Annotated in this window: 13 protein-coding genes; 5 read left to right on the top strand and 8 right to left on the bottom strand. The window is 56.3% G+C overall.

What is annotated here, in order from left to right; genetic code table 11:
* Positions 1 to 34: 34 nt before the first annotated feature.
* On the bottom strand, positions 35 to 835 hold the full coding sequence (gene panB / locus Q31a_RS29195) for a 3-methyl-2-oxobutanoate hydroxymethyltransferase (protein WP_145086288.1): 801 nt from the start codon (positions 833 to 835) through the stop codon (positions 35 to 37).
* 169 nt (positions 836 to 1,004) lie between these two features.
* Here panB and Q31a_RS29190 point away from each other — a divergent pair, with 169 nt between their 5' ends.
* Positions 1,005 to 1,928, top strand: coding sequence for a hypothetical protein (locus tag Q31a_RS29190; protein WP_145086285.1), 924 nt, complete (start codon positions 1,005 to 1,007; stop codon positions 1,926 to 1,928).
* A gap of 362 nt (positions 1,929 to 2,290) precedes the next feature.
* On the opposite strand, the gene Q31a_RS29185 is transcribed toward Q31a_RS29190, so the two are convergent.
* Together Q31a_RS29185 and Q31a_RS29180 are read right to left on the bottom strand one after the other, a co-directional pair.
* The gene (locus Q31a_RS29185) at positions 2,291 to 4,321 is read right to left on the bottom strand and encodes a M13 family metallopeptidase (protein WP_145086282.1); all 2,031 of its coding nucleotides are present in this window, start codon (positions 4,319 to 4,321) and stop codon (positions 2,291 to 2,293) included.
* 60 nt (positions 4,322 to 4,381) lie between these two features.
* Complete coding sequence (locus Q31a_RS29180) at positions 4,382 to 5,167, bottom strand: NIPSNAP family protein (protein ID WP_231690995.1); 786 nt, start codon at positions 5,165 to 5,167, stop codon at positions 4,382 to 4,384.
* A gap of 576 nt (positions 5,168 to 5,743) precedes the next feature.
* Between Q31a_RS29180 and Q31a_RS29175 the strand changes: the two genes are divergently transcribed.
* A complete protein-coding gene (locus Q31a_RS29175; RefSeq protein ID WP_145086279.1) occupies positions 5,744 to 6,703 on the top strand; it encodes an ion transporter in 960 nt (319 codons plus the stop codon).
* Here the strand turns inward: Q31a_RS29175 and Q31a_RS29170 are convergent.
* Positions 6,674 to 7,762 (bottom strand): DUF1559 family PulG-like putative transporter, encoded by a 1,089-nt coding sequence (locus Q31a_RS29170; protein ID WP_145086276.1) that lies wholly within the window; start codon positions 7,760 to 7,762, stop codon positions 6,674 to 6,676. The two genes, Q31a_RS29175 and Q31a_RS29170, sit on opposite strands and share 30 nt — an antisense overlap.
* Positions 7,763 to 8,230: 468 nt before the next feature.
* On the opposite strand from Q31a_RS29170, the gene Q31a_RS29165 reads away from it, so the two are divergent.
* The gene (locus Q31a_RS29165; RefSeq protein ID WP_197355915.1) at positions 8,231 to 9,148 is read left to right on the top strand and encodes a DMT family transporter; all 918 of its coding nucleotides are present in this window, start codon (positions 8,231 to 8,233) and stop codon (positions 9,146 to 9,148) included.
* Between the two features lie 36 nt (positions 9,149 to 9,184).
* Here Q31a_RS29165 and Q31a_RS29160 read toward each other — a convergent pair whose 3' ends face one another.
* Positions 9,185 to 11,035 carry a c-type cytochrome domain-containing protein gene (locus Q31a_RS29160; protein ID WP_197355913.1) on the bottom strand — a complete coding sequence of 617 codons (1,851 nt, stop codon included), beginning with the start codon at positions 11,033 to 11,035 and terminating at the stop codon, positions 9,185 to 9,187.
* 43 nt (positions 11,036 to 11,078) lie between these two features.
* Between Q31a_RS29160 and Q31a_RS30600 the strand changes: the two genes are divergently transcribed.
* Positions 11,079 to 11,378 (top strand): hypothetical protein, encoded by a 300-nt coding sequence (locus Q31a_RS30600; RefSeq protein WP_197355911.1) that lies wholly within the window; start codon positions 11,079 to 11,081, stop codon positions 11,376 to 11,378.
* Here Q31a_RS30600 and Q31a_RS29155 read toward each other — a convergent pair.
* Positions 11,375 to 13,003, bottom strand: a complete 1,629-nt coding sequence (locus Q31a_RS29155; protein ID WP_145086267.1) for a serine/threonine protein kinase — start codon at positions 13,001 to 13,003, stop codon at positions 11,375 to 11,377. The genes Q31a_RS30600 and Q31a_RS29155 overlap by 4 nt on opposite strands.
* Before the next feature lie 326 nt (positions 13,004 to 13,329).
* On the opposite strand from Q31a_RS29155, the gene thiO reads away from it, so the two are divergent.
* Positions 13,330 to 14,454: a glycine oxidase ThiO gene (gene thiO / locus Q31a_RS29150; protein ID WP_145086264.1), complete on the top strand. Its 1,125-nt coding sequence runs from the start codon at positions 13,330 to 13,332 to the stop codon at positions 14,452 to 14,454.
* Positions 14,455 to 14,489: 35 nt separating this feature from the next.
* Here the strand turns inward: thiO and Q31a_RS29145 are convergent, their stop codons facing one another.
* Positions 14,490 to 15,485, bottom strand: a complete 996-nt coding sequence (locus Q31a_RS29145; protein ID WP_145087763.1) for a prenyltransferase/squalene oxidase repeat-containing protein — start codon at positions 15,483 to 15,485, stop codon at positions 14,490 to 14,492.
* A 132-nt stretch (positions 15,486 to 15,617) separates the two neighbouring features.
* Complete coding sequence (locus tag Q31a_RS29140; RefSeq protein ID WP_145086261.1) at positions 15,618 to 16,511, bottom strand: inositol oxygenase family protein; 894 nt, start codon at positions 16,509 to 16,511, stop codon at positions 15,618 to 15,620.
* Positions 16,512 to 16,513 lie beyond the last annotated feature (2 nt).

Raw genomic sequence — 16,513 nt, 5'->3', positions numbered from 1 at the left:
ATCCTCTTGGATCGAGCGGTTGGGTTGAGGTGGTCTAGCGGAACGATTCCTGTTCACTCGGGAACGTACCATCGCGCACCGATTGATTGTAGGTGCCGACAGCCAGTCGAACGTGGTCGGCCAGTTGCCCGGTTTGTCGCACAAATTTGGGAACGTGGCTAACGGTCAAGCCTAGCATGTCGTGCGTGACCAAGACTTGTCCATCGCAACCTGCTCCGGCCCCAATTCCAATGGTTGGGACCCTAAGCTTGTCGGTAATGGACTTGGCTACTTCGGAGGGAACGCATTCCATCAAGACGCAAAACGCACCTGCTTGTTGAGCGGCTACAGCATCCTGTTCGATACGTTCCGCGTCACGCTGCACGCGGTAGCCACCTAGTGCATGCACACTCTGGGGCCGCAAGCCGACGTGAGCGATGACTGGGATACCTGCCGAGACCAAAGCGGAGATCGTATCTGCTTGTTCGGCTCCGCCCTCAAGTTTGATGGCGGCACAGCCAGTCTTCTTCATGACCCGTGCGGCCACTTGTAGCGTCTTCCGAACCCCGAGTTGGCCGTGCGGGAAAGGCAGGTCGACCACCACCATGGCCCGCTTGGTACCGCGGACGACACATTGTCCATGATAAATCATCTGCCGCAGCGTGACAGGAATCGTGGTGTCGTTCCCTTGGATCACCATTCCCAGACTATCCCCCACCAGCAGCATATCGACGCCCGCCTCATCGAGTAGCGAAGCGAAAGTGAAGTCGTAGGCGGTCAACATCGAAATCCGCTCACCTTGTTGCTTCATTTTCAGCAAGGAAGCGGTGGTTACTTGCTTCGGTTCAGTTGCCATATTAGCCCGATCGCTGTGATTTCTTCGTCAGTTGTGGAAATGAGTTATAATCGGAGGCGAGAATCGTTATCCGTGGATGCGCCTCCTCCGACCCTCAGTTAGCCCTATAGCGTATGGCAGGCGATCCTTGGTCCCAAGTCCCCACTTTCGATATGGGTATTTCCAAGCAATGAACAGCATCAATCTTCTTCAGGGAGTGGCAGGGTATCGAGCGGCTCCTGGCGGTTGTTTCCATCGAAGGCTCGTTGCTTCTCAGACCGCACGTTGGGTGAAGACGATCGCTGTGTGTTGGATTGCCTTGGGCTCCGCCACGGACGCCTGGGCCCAGTTGCCTGGCGCGGTTCAAGGAGGATTGGATGCTGTGCAGGTCAGCGGCACTTTACAAGCGATTTCGGGCAATCAAGTCAAAATTGAGGATGAGCAGTCTCACCAATCCTTTGGGGTGTTGGGGAATGAAACCCAGGTGACCTATCTAGGGGAGGCCGACAAGTCCGTGTTGCAGCCTGGGGTATTTGTTCGCTTTACCGCTCCCTTCGACGCGGCCGGAAAGCCGCAAGCAGAACTGCAGGAAATCGAGATTTTCCAAGCTACGCAGCGCCGGAGGATGTCGCGGCAGGAACGCCAAGACCAGATGCCAGGCATCTATCCGGTCGAAGAACCTGAGGCCAACCAGTCGAGGCAACCAGCCAAAAAGGCACCCGATCCAGCTTCCGAGAGGTCCCCTGCAATTAAGACGGTCCGCGTTGTGGGGCAGCTGAAATTTGCCAAGCAGGGAAAATTGCAAGTGATGGTTGGCGCGCGTTCGATCGTAGTCACACTCGCCGAGGACGGGATCGTTAAGGTCGCTTCTTCCGATCTGAGCTTGGCTGTGCAGGGGGATGCCGTGGAGATTTCCGGATTGCGAAATGCTGCACAACCCGATTGGATTCAAGTGCAGAAGATGACCGTGACGGGTGTGCAACCACTTGGCGCCACACCCAACGCGAAGCAAGACCTGGAGGCGACCAAGGAGGAGCAACCCAAGAAGAGGGTAAGGCGGTCGCGCAGTCGGCTAGCTGAACCTGCTCAATCTCCCACTAGCAAACCCCAATAGGTCGCGCACCAGTGACTCGCAGGACTGGCTCTTGAGCGAATCGAGAAGCACGAGCCTAGGAGCGGGCGGGGCAGAGAGCAAACCTCCCCGGCTTCTTCTGGCAGGAGGTTGGCTCGCGTTGTATCGCGGTCGCGGTCCAGGTTTCAGGTTTCAGGTTTCTAGGCTGGTTCCCGCGGCCCGCAGAGGGACTGCGGTGATGTGCAAGTCCGTTGTGCATCGGCCGTTGTGCAGGTTCAACCTGTTATGTTTGGCTGCCTAACAGACGCAGCCCTGATTGCAGTTCGCTACCGGACTAAGCCTGGCAACGAGCTGCAAATGCTTTCGATCGGCGGAAAACCTCCGAGAGATCGTTTACTGAGGGACTACCAAATACGCACTCGGTTCTCGGGCGCGATATACATTTTGTCTCCGGGTTTAATCCCGAATGCTTCGTAGAAGGCATCCATATTGGAGACGATACCGTTGCAACGATACTGGCTCGGTGAGTGCGGATCTTGCACGAGTCGCTTGCGCAGCTCTGGCTCGCGGTAGAGTCGACGCCAGATTTGTGCCCACCCTAGGAAGAAGCGTTGATCGCCGGTTAGCTCATCCATCACGGGAGCTTCCTTGCCATCGAGTGAGATGCGGTACGCTTCGTAGGATACGGCCATGCCGCCTAGATCGCCAATGTTTTCCCCCAAGGTGAACTCGCCGTTTACATGCATGTCATCGAACGGCTTGTATTCGTTGTATTGGTCGACCAGCTGCCCGGCGCGATATTCGAACTCGGAGCGGTCTTTCTCGCTCCACCACTTGCGCAGGTTGCCGTCGCCATCGTACTGGCTGCCCTTGTCGTCAAAGCCATGGCTGATCTCATGCCCGATGACCCCACCGATTCCGCCGTAGTTGACCGCATCGTCGGCTTCCAGATTGAAGAAAGGTGGTTGAAGAATCGCGGCGGGAAAGACGATTTCGTTCATCGTGGGATTGTAATATGCATTGATGGTCTGTGGGGTCATGAACCATTCGTTGCGATCAATGGGCCCACCCAACTTGTTGAGCTCACGCTCGTATTCGACTTCGGCAGCCCGCATGTAGTTGCCGACGAGGTCATCGCTACGAATGACCAGCTTCGAGTAGTCTTTCCATTTGTCGGGATAACCAATTTTAGTCGTGAACTTGGACAGTTTCTCGTGGGCGGCCTGCTTGGTCACAGGGCTCATCCAATCCAGTGCGTCAATCCGCTTGCCGAAGGCCTTTTTGAGGTTTTTGACCAATTCGTCCATGCGAACTTTGGCAGCTGGAGGGAAATGTTTGTCGACATACAACTTGCCAACCATTTCTCCCAAAATCCCATTGCAGGCCTCTACACCTCTCCGCCAGAGTGGTTTTTGCTCTTCGACTCCGCTAAGCGCCGTATCATGGAATTGGAAGTGGCGGGTTTCGAGCGACTGGTTGAGGTCCATGGCTGTGGCGTCAATCACGCGGAAAGTGTAGTAGTCTTTCCAAGTCGCCAAAGGAGTCTCGGCCAGCAACGTGTTGAGACCTTCCACATAGCTTGGTTGCCGCACTACAAAGGCAGCCTGCTTCTCGAGCCCGCTATCGCGCAAGAAGGTTGGAATGGCAAAATTGCTAAGGGCCGAAGCTAGTTCTTCGGGCGTGAAGCTGTTGTAGGTCTTGATGGGATCACGGTTTTCAACGCGGTCCCAAAAGATGGTTGCCAGCTCTTTTTCAAGAGCCACAATGCGCTTTGCCGCCTCTTGGGGCTCTGCATGCCCAAATGCCGTCAGCATATCGCTGATGTAGACTTCGAAGTCTTCCAATGCTTGCTTGTATTGAGGTTTGTCCTCCAGGTAGTAATCGCGATCGGGCAAGGTCGTCCCGGTTTGAGTTAGGTAGACCGTGTATTGATCGCTCTGCTTGGCATCGGGCGAGATGTAGCAGGCGAAAGGCCCCGCAATTCCCTTGCGAAAGAGACTGGCTGCCAGCTTGCCCAGCCCCTCGGAATCGCTGACCGCAGCAACTTCGTCGAGCAGGGGCTGCACGGGGGCAGTCCCCAACTCATCGCGTCGCTCGATATTCGTATAGCTCTTAAAGAAGTCTCCCACTTTTTGAGCGTCACTTCCCGCGGGCGCGTCCTGCTTGGCGGCCTCTTCAATAATGGTGCGAATCGCTGCTTTGACCCCATCATCCAACACGGAGAATGAACCATAATTCGATTGATCTGGAGGGATCTCGGTATTCTTTAGCCATCCTTCGTTGACGTATTCGTAGAAGTCATCACCCGCTGAAACCGAGGAGCTAAAGTGCTGCAGCTCAATGCCGGAGACTTGCTTGGTTGGAGCGGGTTCTACGGCTGGGGACGAAACGCAGACAGCGCCGCTGAGCAGTAGGGCGGCTAGTGAAACTCGCATGGCAATCCTTTGTGTGTAAGTTTTGATTGTTTAGTGGTGTGGAGATTTCCAGCAGCAGGACTACAACCGAGAGTAGGATTTGGGAGTCCAGTAGCTCTTGTTGTTCTTGCTGACGGTATTGGCATAACGTGGATTCTTACTGAGGACCTTCCAGTCGGCATGGGCGACAAATTTCGGCCAGGCGGCTTTCATGCCTGCTTCGTCGTCGAAGACGACCATATAGGTCAGGTTGGGCTGCATGTCGCCGATCAACGCTTGTCCCATAAATACCGGATTAATTCCAGCATCAAGAAAGATCGGGACCTCACCTTCATTGAACATTTCAACTTTTAGAGCGGCGAGATGCTCGGTAGCGCTTTCGTAGGTCCGCAGTTCAAAAAACCTAGCTTGGCCGTCTTGCTTCTGCTGAGGCACGGTGACTTGAGGCCAGCACTCGAAGGCGAGCAGCAGTTCGCTTCGAATGCGTTTCAGTACCGGTTTTTTGGCATCGGTTGCTAGGTAATCCTTCGCAGCTTCCAAGTACTCAGAATCGTCGGCCAGCTTATTGCCAGCCAAGGTGACTGCTTCCAGACTCGGACCAGCAATAATTAGTTTGACTTCGACCCCCTGGCTATCGTCGACTTGATCGAGTGCTCCAATGGGACCAAGCCCCTGGCGCTCCAAGGCCGGAATGAGGGCGTTCTCAAGATACGCGTCCAGCTTGGCTTCTGCCTCGGCATCGACTACCGAATAGGTGCGGACTTCAATGAATTGTTTGGCGTCTGGCTTTGCAGATTGAGCCTGGGCGAGCAATTGGCTACCCAACAGTGCAGAGCACATTAGGACCGTGGTAAGGCAGAGTTTCATGATGGACTTTCAGGCAAGGTAGGGAGGATATCTGAAGGATGCTACGATTTGGGTAGCAATAGCGGTTCAACCCCTAGTATCATACACTTTTCGAGGGAAGCGGGAGCCTCCGTTGAGGGTTCAGGCCATGCTCGCGCTGGGGCTGCAGCTTGCCGATGCAATCACTTTGGGACTTTCAGAGGGAATGTGGAGAGCCGGAAGCACCAGGCCGGAACCCGTGAGTTGTGCCTGGCTGACTAGCTAGCAGATTTGAGAGCATGGGGGACCTAATGCGCCCAACGCCCCAAATCTGCCGATCGTGCTAACCACCCCTGTTTGCTTTCGCAACTGTCGATGGAATTGAAATGATCGGTCCCATGCCTTTCGCTCCGCGAAAATAGCATTCCGCCCGCCCGCCTTCGCAGCGCGAGAGGCGGCACGGATGACATCGACAACCCGTTACCCGGCACGTGCGACTGCAACCGTCCGTTGCTTGGCGGGTTACTATATAGGCAAGCCGCTTGCAGCGCACGACTGCTGATGAGGCGCAAGCGTCTTCTCTTTTGCAACTTCATCTTATCTTGATACTGAGCCAACGTGTCCCCCAGCACTCCCCAACAACCAGACTCCTCACGCCGCGCACAGTGGCGAAACGATCTGTATGTCGTTATTTTTGAAGCCGACACCCGAGCTGGACAGTTCTTCGATGTCATCCTGCTGGTCGGAATCATTCTCAGCGTGAGCGCAATCGCTCTGGAAACGGTACAGTACTTCGAGGACCGTACTGCGTGGATGTCTGCGTTTTGGGCCTTGGAGTGGGGGCTCACCTTGCTATTTACTGGCGAGTACGTAGCCCGCTTGCTGTGCGTGCATCGACCGCTACGGTATGCCTTTAGTTTCTTTGGAATCATCGATCTGCTGGCCTGTCTGCCAATGTACGTCACCCTATTCACGGGGGTCAAGTCCGGGTCGCTGATGATCGTTCGCAGTATTCGTTTGCTGCGAGTTTTTCGCATCTTGAAAATGATGCGCATGCTCCGCGAAGCAGAGGATCTTAAGCAAGCGGTGTGGCGCTCTCGCGAGAAGATCTTCGTGTTCCTCTCGGTGGTCATGGTAGCCGTCACCATCAGTGGTACTCTCATGTACCATGTTGAACATGTGGTGATGCGTGCTGAGGGGGAATTAACCCCTAAACGCGTGGACCAGTTCACTTCGATTCCACAGTCCATGTATTGGGCCATCGTGACCATGACGACGGTCGGCTACGGAGACATCGTCCCACGCACCACGATCGGGAAGGTGATTTCTGCGGCACTTATTCTCTTGGGCTACAGCCTAATTATTGTGCCGACGGGCTTTGTGTCTGCAGAGGTGCAGGCACGGCGGCAGGTGCAGAATCGCGATCTGACTTCCCGAACCTGTCCCCATTGCTTTCGCGAGGGGCATTCCATCGATGCCAATTTTTGCGATATGTGCGGCAATTCGCTGGTGCAGAATCAAGACGGAGACGGCGGGGATGCGAGGCGGTCACACGTTACTCAAACCAGCGGAGCGTAGGCAATGTAGCCAACGCAGTGGGTAGAGTGCCACTGACAGAAAAAAGACCAATCGCAGTGACGTGTCGAAATGAACGATTGCTTGCGGCTGGCCAAGACTCTGATGGTCGCGACTCGGAGCTGTTATAGAAGCGGTTGCGGGCAAGTTTTCTTCAAGTAGCGTGGTGTTGGGATGGAGGTGGAATGTATGGTTTCCCGCCACCGCTATTCTGCCGCGAAAGTGAGAGACAAAGAACCCCCGTCGCCAGAAGCCCTGGTCTAGTTCAGGAAGTTGATTCTGCGTTTGCCACTGTTGCGGAGAGTATTGATCGGGCGCCAGCCATGGTACTGCAGCGGATTCATGCTCCACCAGTACCGTCCGACTGGCTAGGTCGACGGTGTGCAGTGAAGTCAGCGTCTGCTCCCCAATCGCCGACTCCGGTTGCGAGTATTGCGACTCGAGCGGATGGAGGTAGGAGGGGCGGAAGCAAGCTGGGCGGTACTGGAGGAGTAGGGAATTGTTGGGGCCGTTCCAGGGCTCATCCCAGCGGTAGGCTGCTGCTAGTTGGTGTTCACCCAGCTCGGGCAGGATGAGTGCTCGCCAACTGTGGACGGGAGTACCGCTGGAGTCGCAGAGGATCGCTGGGAGGGATGTGCCATGTTTCGCTTCGTACTCTGCAATGGCTTGAGCCACCAGCTTCATTGAATTCTCAGCGGCTTGCATTGGATCGGAGCCGTGGCGAGCCGGCATGAGTAACCCGAGTACCAATAGGGCAAAGAACAGGATGGCGATTAACTCGGCTTTGGTCGCGATGCGCCCCACCCCGGTTCTCAATGAACGGTCTTGCACCGGTGCTGTGGTGCTGGGCGAAGGGGAGAGCATTTCGGTCGAGCGGACAGCCGCCGCTGCAGAGTTCGCAGAAGCCTCTCGCAGGACACCCGCCAGCACCTGCCACCAAATGAGCAGAATGAAAGCGGCGATGGCCGGTCCGGCCATTCCAAAGAGACTGGTCGTGGCTGCCGAGAGGGTGATTGCATAGAACAAGTGCGCAGCGCTGAACCGAATTTTTGAGGCTTGCATAGAGCGCCTCCCGCGAGCTGCAAATCGTCAAGTTTGAGAGTTCGTACGTCGGGCAACGACTAGGCGGCTGGCAATAGGTCGCGCGGTGGATGCCTGGATTACGTTAGCCGCATCTACTGGCTTGGCACGTTCCGTTCCAATCTATTCTAATCGCATGCGCCGCGCCTCGCAGCAAAAGCTCCGAATTTTCTCCATCTCCAGCGTAGAAGGCGGATTCTAACCCCCTTATCGGTGTGGCTCGCGGAGGGCTGACAAGGGGCTGCTTAGTTCGAATTGGCGAAAGGGGGCGGCGCTGACAGTCTGAGCAGGCTAGTTAGAATGGCGTCCTGTGGAAAAGCGCGAACTCGTTGGCTTAGGAAGTTGTCGCGGTTCGTTGACAGGCTCGGGGTTTTCGAAGAGCCCGCTGGCCCTCACGAGCGTTCATCGCAAGTTCATTTCACTGTAGATTCGTATGCTAAGTCGATAGTCTTGGATTCATCACAAAGCCTTCATCGTTCCACCAGCCGTCGTTTTGCCGACGCAATCCTGTTTTCGACCGCGATGATGTGGGGGATCAACATCATTGTGTTTAAACACGCAATTGGTGATTTCAATCCCTGGGTTTTTAATGCGCTCCGCTTAGTCTTTGCAACCATCACCCTAGGAATTCTGGCTTGGCTGGAAGCGAAGTTTTGGCCAAAGCCCGTGGGCAAAGTCGATTGGCGCCGCGTGCTGGCGTTTTGCTTTCTGAGTGGTTTTTTCTACCTGCTGTTGTTTGTCAAGGGAATTGAGTTAACAACCGCTGGCAATACCGCTTTGATCTTGGCGTCGATGCCGATGTGGACCGCAGCCTTGTCCTTCTTCTTCCTGCATGAACGTCTTCCCTGGATTACCTGGTTGGGGTTGTTCATCACCTTTGTAGGAACGGTGATCGTCACGACGCAGAGTAGTGGCCCGGTCAACTTGGCAGGCGAGTTCGTCGTGGGCAATTTGCTGATGTTATGCGCCGCCATTACCTGGGCATCCGGTACGGTAGTTAGCAAATCGATCCTCGAATCGTTCTCGCCGCTTCGCTTGGCATTTATCAGCGCGATGCTGACCACACCGTTGCACTTAGCGCTGGTTGCCAGGGAATTGCCGGGCGCATTGGCCGCGGCGCTCGAACCTCGGACACTGTTGGCGATTGTCTATTCAGGCGTCTTCTCGACCGGTGTCGCCTATGCGACCTGGCACGCAGGTGTGCGCGCTGTGGGTGGTTCGCATGCGGCTGTTTATCAGAACGTCGTAACGCTGGTCGCGGTGATCGGTGGTTGGCTATTCTTGAAAGAACAACCGCTGCTTGCCCAAGTTTTAGGGGGGTGTTTAACGGTCGCAGGACTCTTACTCATGCGGCGAGGGCGGCGCTAGGTGGAGCTCCCCGGAGCAGCGGCCATCCGTCTCCTGCTATTTTCCCAGCCAAGCTTTCAAAAGCAATTGAGGAGGGCCGAATGTCATGGTGAGCGCTTCATCGAAGGATGTTCCCGCTTGCAGTTGCTCCAGCAGCTTGTCAAACCGACGACGCGTACTGGGGCTCATCAAGTAGTTGGCAAAACTCATGCCAACTAAGCCCGCAGACTCCTCGTCCAGTTTTCCATTCAAGAGCGATTTTGCGTTGGGAACTCGCTGCAGTGCGCTGGGCAGGGCTTGTTGCCAAGCCTGAACGCGAGGGTTTTTACGACGGAAGTTGTTGAACACCAAGGCGCGAGCGGTGCCTTCGGCAAACCAGGCGGGTACATCGGAAAGACTGCCGATGTACGCTCCGGCTAGGATCTGTACGGCGAGTGACTCCGCTGCGTTTGAGTCACTTTCCTGGTCGTCCGCGACGACCCCATAAGTATCGATAATGCTGGTTTGCCAATGCCCCAGCCAGTCTTTGGGGAGCTCGCGGTTCTCTGTCATGCGACCAAACTCGCTATAGTCGTAGCGACTTCTGAGTACGTATACGACGGCACCACCGTGAATCAGCGGTTTGTCGGACGGAAGTCGGAGGAGTTTCTGAACCTCTGAGGCGGCGGCGGTGAGTTGCTGGAGTAGTTCGTCGAGCCGATCTGTAGGAACATTTCCGAGCACATAAATCGCGTCGTTGCTGGCGGTTGCAGGCTCGTCATTGGGCAGTACTTTGCGCCAACGCTCCAGGGCGCGCTGCTGGCGCTGTTGGAATAGCTCGGCATGGTCGGCATTGGCAACCCATGCGCCGCTCACGACATCGGCCAGCGGGGCACCGGGATCCTTACCATCGTAGGTGGATCCTTCGCTGATCCATTTCGAAATCAAATCAATTTGGGTTGAGGAGAGTGCGGGCCGCCCACCGGCGGGCATCCGCTGCCCCGCTTCGCCTTTGAGCTTCTTGATGAGCAAGCTTTCGGGCGCGTTGCGGCCCACGATGAGCGGGCCAGAATCACCGCCTCGCAAAATTTGGTTGAAATTGTTCATCCGCAGATTGCCAGAAGCCTGTCGTCCATTGATGTGACAACCCTGGCAATTTTCGAGCAGGATCGGGGCAACATCGGATGCAAAGCTGACGGTTTCCTTGCCCGTGGGATTCTGCAGCATCGGGCCAGGGAGCGTCATCTCTGCCGGAGGCGGAGTGGCAGTGAGTTGAGTCAATTCGGCTAGATTCTGCTCGGGATCTTGCCCGTCGAATTTCGCTCCTTGGGCAATCCATTGAATCAGCAGTTTCAGATCCTCCGGTGCGACCTTGCCACCGCCACGTGGCATGTCGCCACTTTCAATCACTTCGACAATTCGGTTGCCGGAGGCGCTACCTGCGAACAGAACGACACCCGCCGGCGTCCCTCGCATTAGAGCGCTGTAGCTGGCCATGGAGAATTTTCCGCGCGAGTTTTTCACGTGACAGTTGCCACATTGCTTTTGGATCCAAGGCGCAATGGTTGATTGAAAGCTCACCAAACCACTGCTGGGGGTATTGGGCGGTGCTCCGGTCCCGGGCATGGGAGCCTCGCTGGTGACTTCCTGCCATGAGGGCAGGGCTTGCATCTCAAATCCCTCAAGTTCGAGGAGAGCGTGCGCTCGCGCGACGTTATCGTAGAGTGGTTTGGCAGAACGCCAGAGCGCTTTATCTTTTGTCTCAAGCAGCTTCAGTAGCTGCGTTTGAATGGCCTGCACACGCTCCGCCGATTGCTCGAGATCGCCAGCGGCAAAGAGTTTGCCTGCTGCTTGAGTGCGATCTCTCAAATCTTGGAGTTGCGCACGCTGTTCCGGCGTGATGGCTCCCCAGGCGTGGGAGACGGGCAATAGCAGTAGTCCAGCTAGTAGGCACCATTTCCAACAGTTAACTTTGAAGAAACTGGAGTTGGCTGATGGAGGTGCGGCGCGACTTCTACGAGCGACAGCCCAGGAGGCTGCGGAAGCGGAAATGCTACGCCAGAGTTGGGACGGCATCCTAGAGTTCATGTGTGCGAACCGTGACAAGTGCGGGCGGAACAGGAAGCTGGGTAGGTGGTCCCTCGACTCTGCCTGGAGCCCACCGACTCGCAAGCTTCTGCTGCGAGAACTGGCGGTCGAGGTGGAATCTGTGGTGCAGTGCATTCCCTGGCTGAGCCTGGGAACGAGGATTACCGGAGCGGACGCAATCTAAGCGATTGACACTCCGACGATGTACTCAGCCAGCCGGGGCGCCGCTGGTGTTAGGGTACTGGTGGATTGAATGCCGGGGGTGGTCGCCGGGGAAGTGAGTCGAGCAATCACTATCCCCAATAGGACCGCTAGGGCAAACATGACTATGAGACCTAAAATCCATGCCCAGCGAGGGCCTTTGGCAGCCGCGATCGGGCTGGCTACGGGGGCATGTGCGCCTGGAGCTAAGCCGGTGCGGGCTGGGGCTACGCTACGGGCGTGGATGGCGCTGCCGCGGGGTGCATTGCCATGAGCCGAACTGCCCGCGTGCGACTGGCTACGCCTAGCGATTTCAGAAGCAAGATCGATTTGGCTGCTGGTGTCCGACGCTCCAGCTCGTTTGGCGACTCGGACCAAAACGCCACTATCGGAGGCCGACAAGCTAGAGATTGCACTCGATTTGCCAGCCATCGTATCGCTCCCGCGATTGCTGACCGTATCCACGGAACTGAGCGCTTGGGAGCTGGAGCCACGCGAGTCACCGGAACTGGATTCCTCGCCTAACCTCAGTGAACTTCCTCCGCCACCCACTCGGGCAGGCAACTGGGCACGGTACTTTACAAGCCACTGCTCCAGGACTTCGGCGGCCTGCGCGGAGGTCGCGTAGCGGAACTTTGCATCCTTCTGCATCAGCTTCCAACAAATCCCCTCGAGTTCGCCCGGGCAGTCACTGCGGAGTTTGCGGATTTCTTTAGGCATTTCCTTTTGGTGTTTGGCAATGCGTTGGGCGATGGTTCCATCGGGAAAGGGTGGATGGCCGACGAGCAGGAAGTACATCGTGCACCCCAGGCCGTATTGATCTGCACGATGATCCACTTTGTGACTATTGAGCGCTTGTTCGGGGGCTAAGTAGTCGGCAGTGCCCAAAACCTTGTCGTTGAAATCCATGGTCAACGAAGCTTCAGCATCGTCGGTGAATAGGGCCAGTCCCAGGTCCAGTAGCTTGACCTGTCCGTCGGAATTGATCAGCACGTTCGCAGGTTTAACGTCGCGGTGAATCAAGCCCATGTCGTGGGCATGCTGCAATCCTCGCGCGGCTTGAGCGATATAGGTGGCGACCTTCTCAAAGGATAGCGGGCCTTTTTTCTTGACGATCGTTTGCAAATCATCGCCATTGACATACTCCATGACGATGTAGTGCGTGTCGCCCTGATTGTCGATGTCGTGTGCCCGCACAATGTTGGGGTGATTGAGCGATGCGATGGCTTTGGCTTCTTGCTGAAAGCGAGCCAAGTAGGAGGACTTGCCCAGTTTGCTTTGCGGTAGGACTTTGATGGCTCGCAAGTCATGCATCTTCATGTGCTCGGCCAGGTAGACGCTGCTCATCCCGCCACTGCCGATGTGCCCCAACAACTTGTGCTTGCCGAGAAAGAATCCCTTGTATTTACCGAGCAACAGTTTTTCGCAATGCCATCGCGTCACAATCTTCTTGCGCTGAAGCAGTTTTGCGAGGGCTACCGCTTCCGTCGGTAGGGAGCCTCCCTGTTCGGACCGGATTTGTTCGAGCGCTGCGTCGAGCGTCTCCGGTTCTGCAAGCTGGCTTTTTCGGACCAGCTCAACAAGCTTCTCTGCAGTGACTGTGGCCATAAGGGGCTCTTACGGGTCCGGTTTTAGACGACGGTGCTCGCGTGGGGCGGATTCGAGCCTAGTGATGAGGCTATTGCTGATGTCTTCTGGTGCGGTACGATTGCCAAGATGATGAGGTGAATTAGAACAAATGTTCAACCACGAGGTGATTCTCAGAAGCCTTGAATTGGGGAAAATAGCCTATCTTAATTGCAACACGTCCCCTTTCGGTCCTCAAGCTTGCCCTTCATTCTACTCCTGAGCATTCGTAGAATCATGGGATTGTAGAAAAAACCTGGAGGAAACTACGTACCGCTTCGCCGATTTCTCTTGTTGGAAAACTTGCCATGTCCGCCCCACCTACCACTGATGTCTTAATAGTCGGCAGTGGTGTTATCGGGCTCTCCCTCGCTTGGGAATTGGCTCAGCGTGGTTTGAGGGTCCGTGTCTTGGAGAGTGGGCAGGTTGGACGGGCTACCTCCTGGGCCGGAGCGGGGATTTTGCCCCCGGCAGCCAAGTATGGTGCCAACGATGCTTACGATCAACTCAAGAGCCTCAGCCACGCATTGCATCCCGATTGGGCCGCCCGCTTGCAGGAGGAAACCGGGATCGATACCGGCTTTCAAAAGTGTGGTGGTCTCTACCTTGCACGCACTAGGGCTGAAGCGGCCACGTTGGTGGCTAGCCAATTTTGGTGGCAGGAGCACGGGATTGAATTTCACCGCTGGTCGCCAGAAGAGCTGATGCGGCATGAGCCTGCTCTGGCGGCTTTGGTCCCCCAGCTCAAGAGCGCTTGGTTCCTCCCCGAGGAGTATCAGCTCCGCAATCCCCGTCACCTCAAGGCGTTGGCAGCCGCCTGCTCGCTGGCCGGTGTAGAGTTGATCGAAGAGACACCGGTGGACGAGGTGCTCATTGGCCCCTCGGGAGTCGCCAGTCTGCGGGCCGGTGACGAGGTGTTCCAAGCGGACCAGCTCTGCCTCTGTTCAGGGCCTTGGGCACGGATGACGCTGGAGCAGATGGGCATATCGACTGGCATGATGCCCGTCCGCGGCCAGATCGTTATGTACCGCTGCCAGACTCCTCCCATCTCGCGTGTCGTCAACGAGGGGAATCGCTACTTGGTAGCGCGGAGCGATGGACGCATCTTAGCAGGCAGCATTGAGGAAGAAGTTGGCTTTCGCATTGAAACCACCTCCGAGGGGATTCGGCAAATTCGCGACTGGGCCGAAGGGGTTTTGCCACTCCTGCAGCAGACGCCGGTGGAAAAGAGCTGGGCCGGCTTGCGCCCCGGCTCCTTCGACGGCTGGCCTTACATGGGGAAAATCGGGACAACCGAAAACCTATTTGTCGCCGCAGGACACTATCGGGCTGGCATTCACCTCTCCTGTGGGACCGCCGTATTGATGGCGGACCTCATGCTGGGGCACCCCACCTCCATCGATCTCAACCCCTTCCGCCCCGGTCGTGGTTAAGTTGTGCTGAAGGTTCGACTCGGCCCAAGACCCGCTTAGCGTTGATAGATGGGGAGCAGGCCACGGTCCAGTTGGAGGATGATCAAGTTGCAGGCCGTTATGTAAACTGGACTAATCTGACCTGTCCAGGAGCCGTCGCTTGCCTGCTCACTGACGATTTTGTCGTAGAGGCGGTCGCGAAAGGGAAGCCATTGTTCATCGCCTTGGCGGTAGACGACTTGGCTGTAGTATAAATAGGTGTAATGCCAATGTCCAAAAGCGGTCCCGTCATCGGCAATGTTGGTATGCAGTTTTTCGCGCGAGTACTTCAGCATCTCCGGGACGTGTTGTCCGTCATAGTCGCCCGCATTGTACAGGGCGGCTAAGGCAGCGGCCGTAATCGCTGGCCGTGAAGTCCCCATCTGCTTGCTCGAATAACTGATGCCTCCATCGTCATTCTTGCATTCGTAGATGTAGTTCTTGGCCTTTTCGATCGCTTCAGCGGGGACGGCAATGCCAGCGTTTCGACATCCGCGCAGCCCCTGCACCTGGGTGATCGTCGTCGAGCCCTCGTCGTAGTTGGCACCATCTTTGGCGCTCACATATCCCCAACCCCCTGCATCCGTTTGGGCATTGCAACAGAAATCGACCGCTTGTCGCAGCACCTCAAGCAACTCCAGTCGACGATCTTCGTATCCCTCTTCTCCCAACACTTGGCTCAATAGCAGCATCGAGAATCCATGCCCGTAGGTGTAACGATTGTCAGTCGTTGGATCGCCGATCAGTCCGTTTCCCCGGCACTTGCTAATCAGGAAATCGGTGCACCGGGCAATCTGTTGAGCGTAGGGGCCCTGCGTGGTGGTGGAACCGGAGCAGAGCAGGGCGGTGCCAGCCAAAGCGGCCAAGGCGGTGGGGTAGGAGGGGGTATTCCACTGCCCGCGAGCGGTCTGCGTGCGTGCTAAGTAGTCCAACCCCGACCGAATCGACTGTTCCCAGGCTGGGTTGGTCCGACCGGGCGATTGAGCGAGGCTCGACCGGCCGTTCAGTCCCAGGCTGGCCGCGGCTAGCGTGGAGGTGCCCAGCCATTGGCGGCGACTGAGAAGTGTCACTGGACGAGGCTCCAAATAAGCAATTGGGGGAAAGTGACTGTAGCGGCTGATTATACGCATTCCCACCTAGCCTAGCTACCAAGCCAATTCGCCCGGGAAGTACTCTGAGATCAGCGCTTCGTAGTAAGGGCGAAGCGCGGCCACGTCCATCCGCTCATCGCGCTTGGTGTAGAGGTCGTATTGGTTGAAATCAGTGACCCACCGCATCATCTCGTGATCCTCATCGACCAATAGGTGCTGGTAGGCCTGCTCGCGATGAATGGGGTAGCAGGAATGATAGCGAATCATGGCCAGTGCTGGCGGTGGCAAGTAGTCTTTCACGACATGGTACAGATACTCGTCGTGCCCCCAGGAGAGGAGTACGTTGTCAAGTCCGCAGTGGGGTTGGTAGATACCCAGCTCGGTCTGGTATTCGGAGTTGTTCCAATCGGGGTTCTCTCGAAAGGCTTCGTGGTAGACGATGCGTTCTGAGTAGCGGCAGCCGACCGGGAAGGTGTCGCCCACAACGGCCCACTGCGGTTCATCCCACAGGCACAGAATCTTGCCGAGATCGTGAATGAGACCAGCCAGGATGAACCAATCGGGTCTGCCGTCTGCACGAATCGCTTCAGCGGTTTGCAACAAGTGCTCGATTTGCGGTAGGTCGATATCGGGATCGCTGTCGTCTACCAATTGATTTAAGTACTCCATGCCTTCCCAAATACTCATTCTTCGCCGGTTGAGCGAAAGGTACTCAGCTCGTTTGCTGCGGACAAATTCGAGAGTCTGGTGGCGATGATTGAGGCGATAGAACTCGCGAACGCTGGGCCGCGCCTCGGCGGCATAATTCCGGAAATTTGCGGTGGTGCTATCCCCTGTATCCACGGTCACCGAACGCTTTGACTTGGTGCTCTCTTGGGGATAGCGTCGCAATAGATCTTCTTCCCACTCGTCAAGATTCTTAAGCGGCTGGTTCGATTTCGTTGACATGC

This window comes from Aureliella helgolandensis (genome assembly GCF_007752135.1).
In the GTDB taxonomy this organism is placed as follows: Bacteria; Planctomycetota; Planctomycetia; order Pirellulales; family Pirellulaceae; genus Aureliella; species Aureliella helgolandensis.
Note: the sequence above shows the minus strand (reverse complement) of the source record. Positions and strands in the feature narration are given on the sequence as shown.

Coding starts and splice junctions, on each gene's coding strand:
- Q31a_RS29155 (WP_145086267.1), bottom strand. CDS start 13,003: ATGGCCACAGTCACTGCAGAGAAGCTTGTTGAGCTGGTCCGAAAAAGC.
- Q31a_RS29190 (WP_145086285.1), top strand. CDS start 1,005: ATGAACAGCATCAATCTTCTTCAGGGAGTGGCAGGGTATCGAGCGGCT.
- thiO (WP_145086264.1), top strand. CDS start 13,330: ATGTCCGCCCCACCTACCACTGATGTCTTAATAGTCGGCAGTGGTGTT.
- Q31a_RS29180 (WP_231690995.1), bottom strand. CDS start 5,167: ATGAAACTCTGCCTTACCACGGTCCTAATGTGCTCTGCACTGTTGGGT.
- Q31a_RS29185 (WP_145086282.1), bottom strand. CDS start 4,321: ATGCGAGTTTCACTAGCCGCCCTACTGCTCAGCGGCGCTGTCTGCGTT.
- Q31a_RS29140 (WP_145086261.1), bottom strand. CDS start 16,511: ATGTCAACGAAATCGAACCAGCCGCTTAAGAATCTTGACGAGTGGGAA.
- Q31a_RS29170 (WP_145086276.1), bottom strand. CDS start 7,762: ATGCAAGCCTCAAAAATTCGGTTCAGCGCTGCGCACTTGTTCTATGCA.
- panB (WP_145086288.1), bottom strand. CDS start 835: ATGGCAACTGAACCGAAGCAAGTAACCACCGCTTCCTTGCTGAAAATG.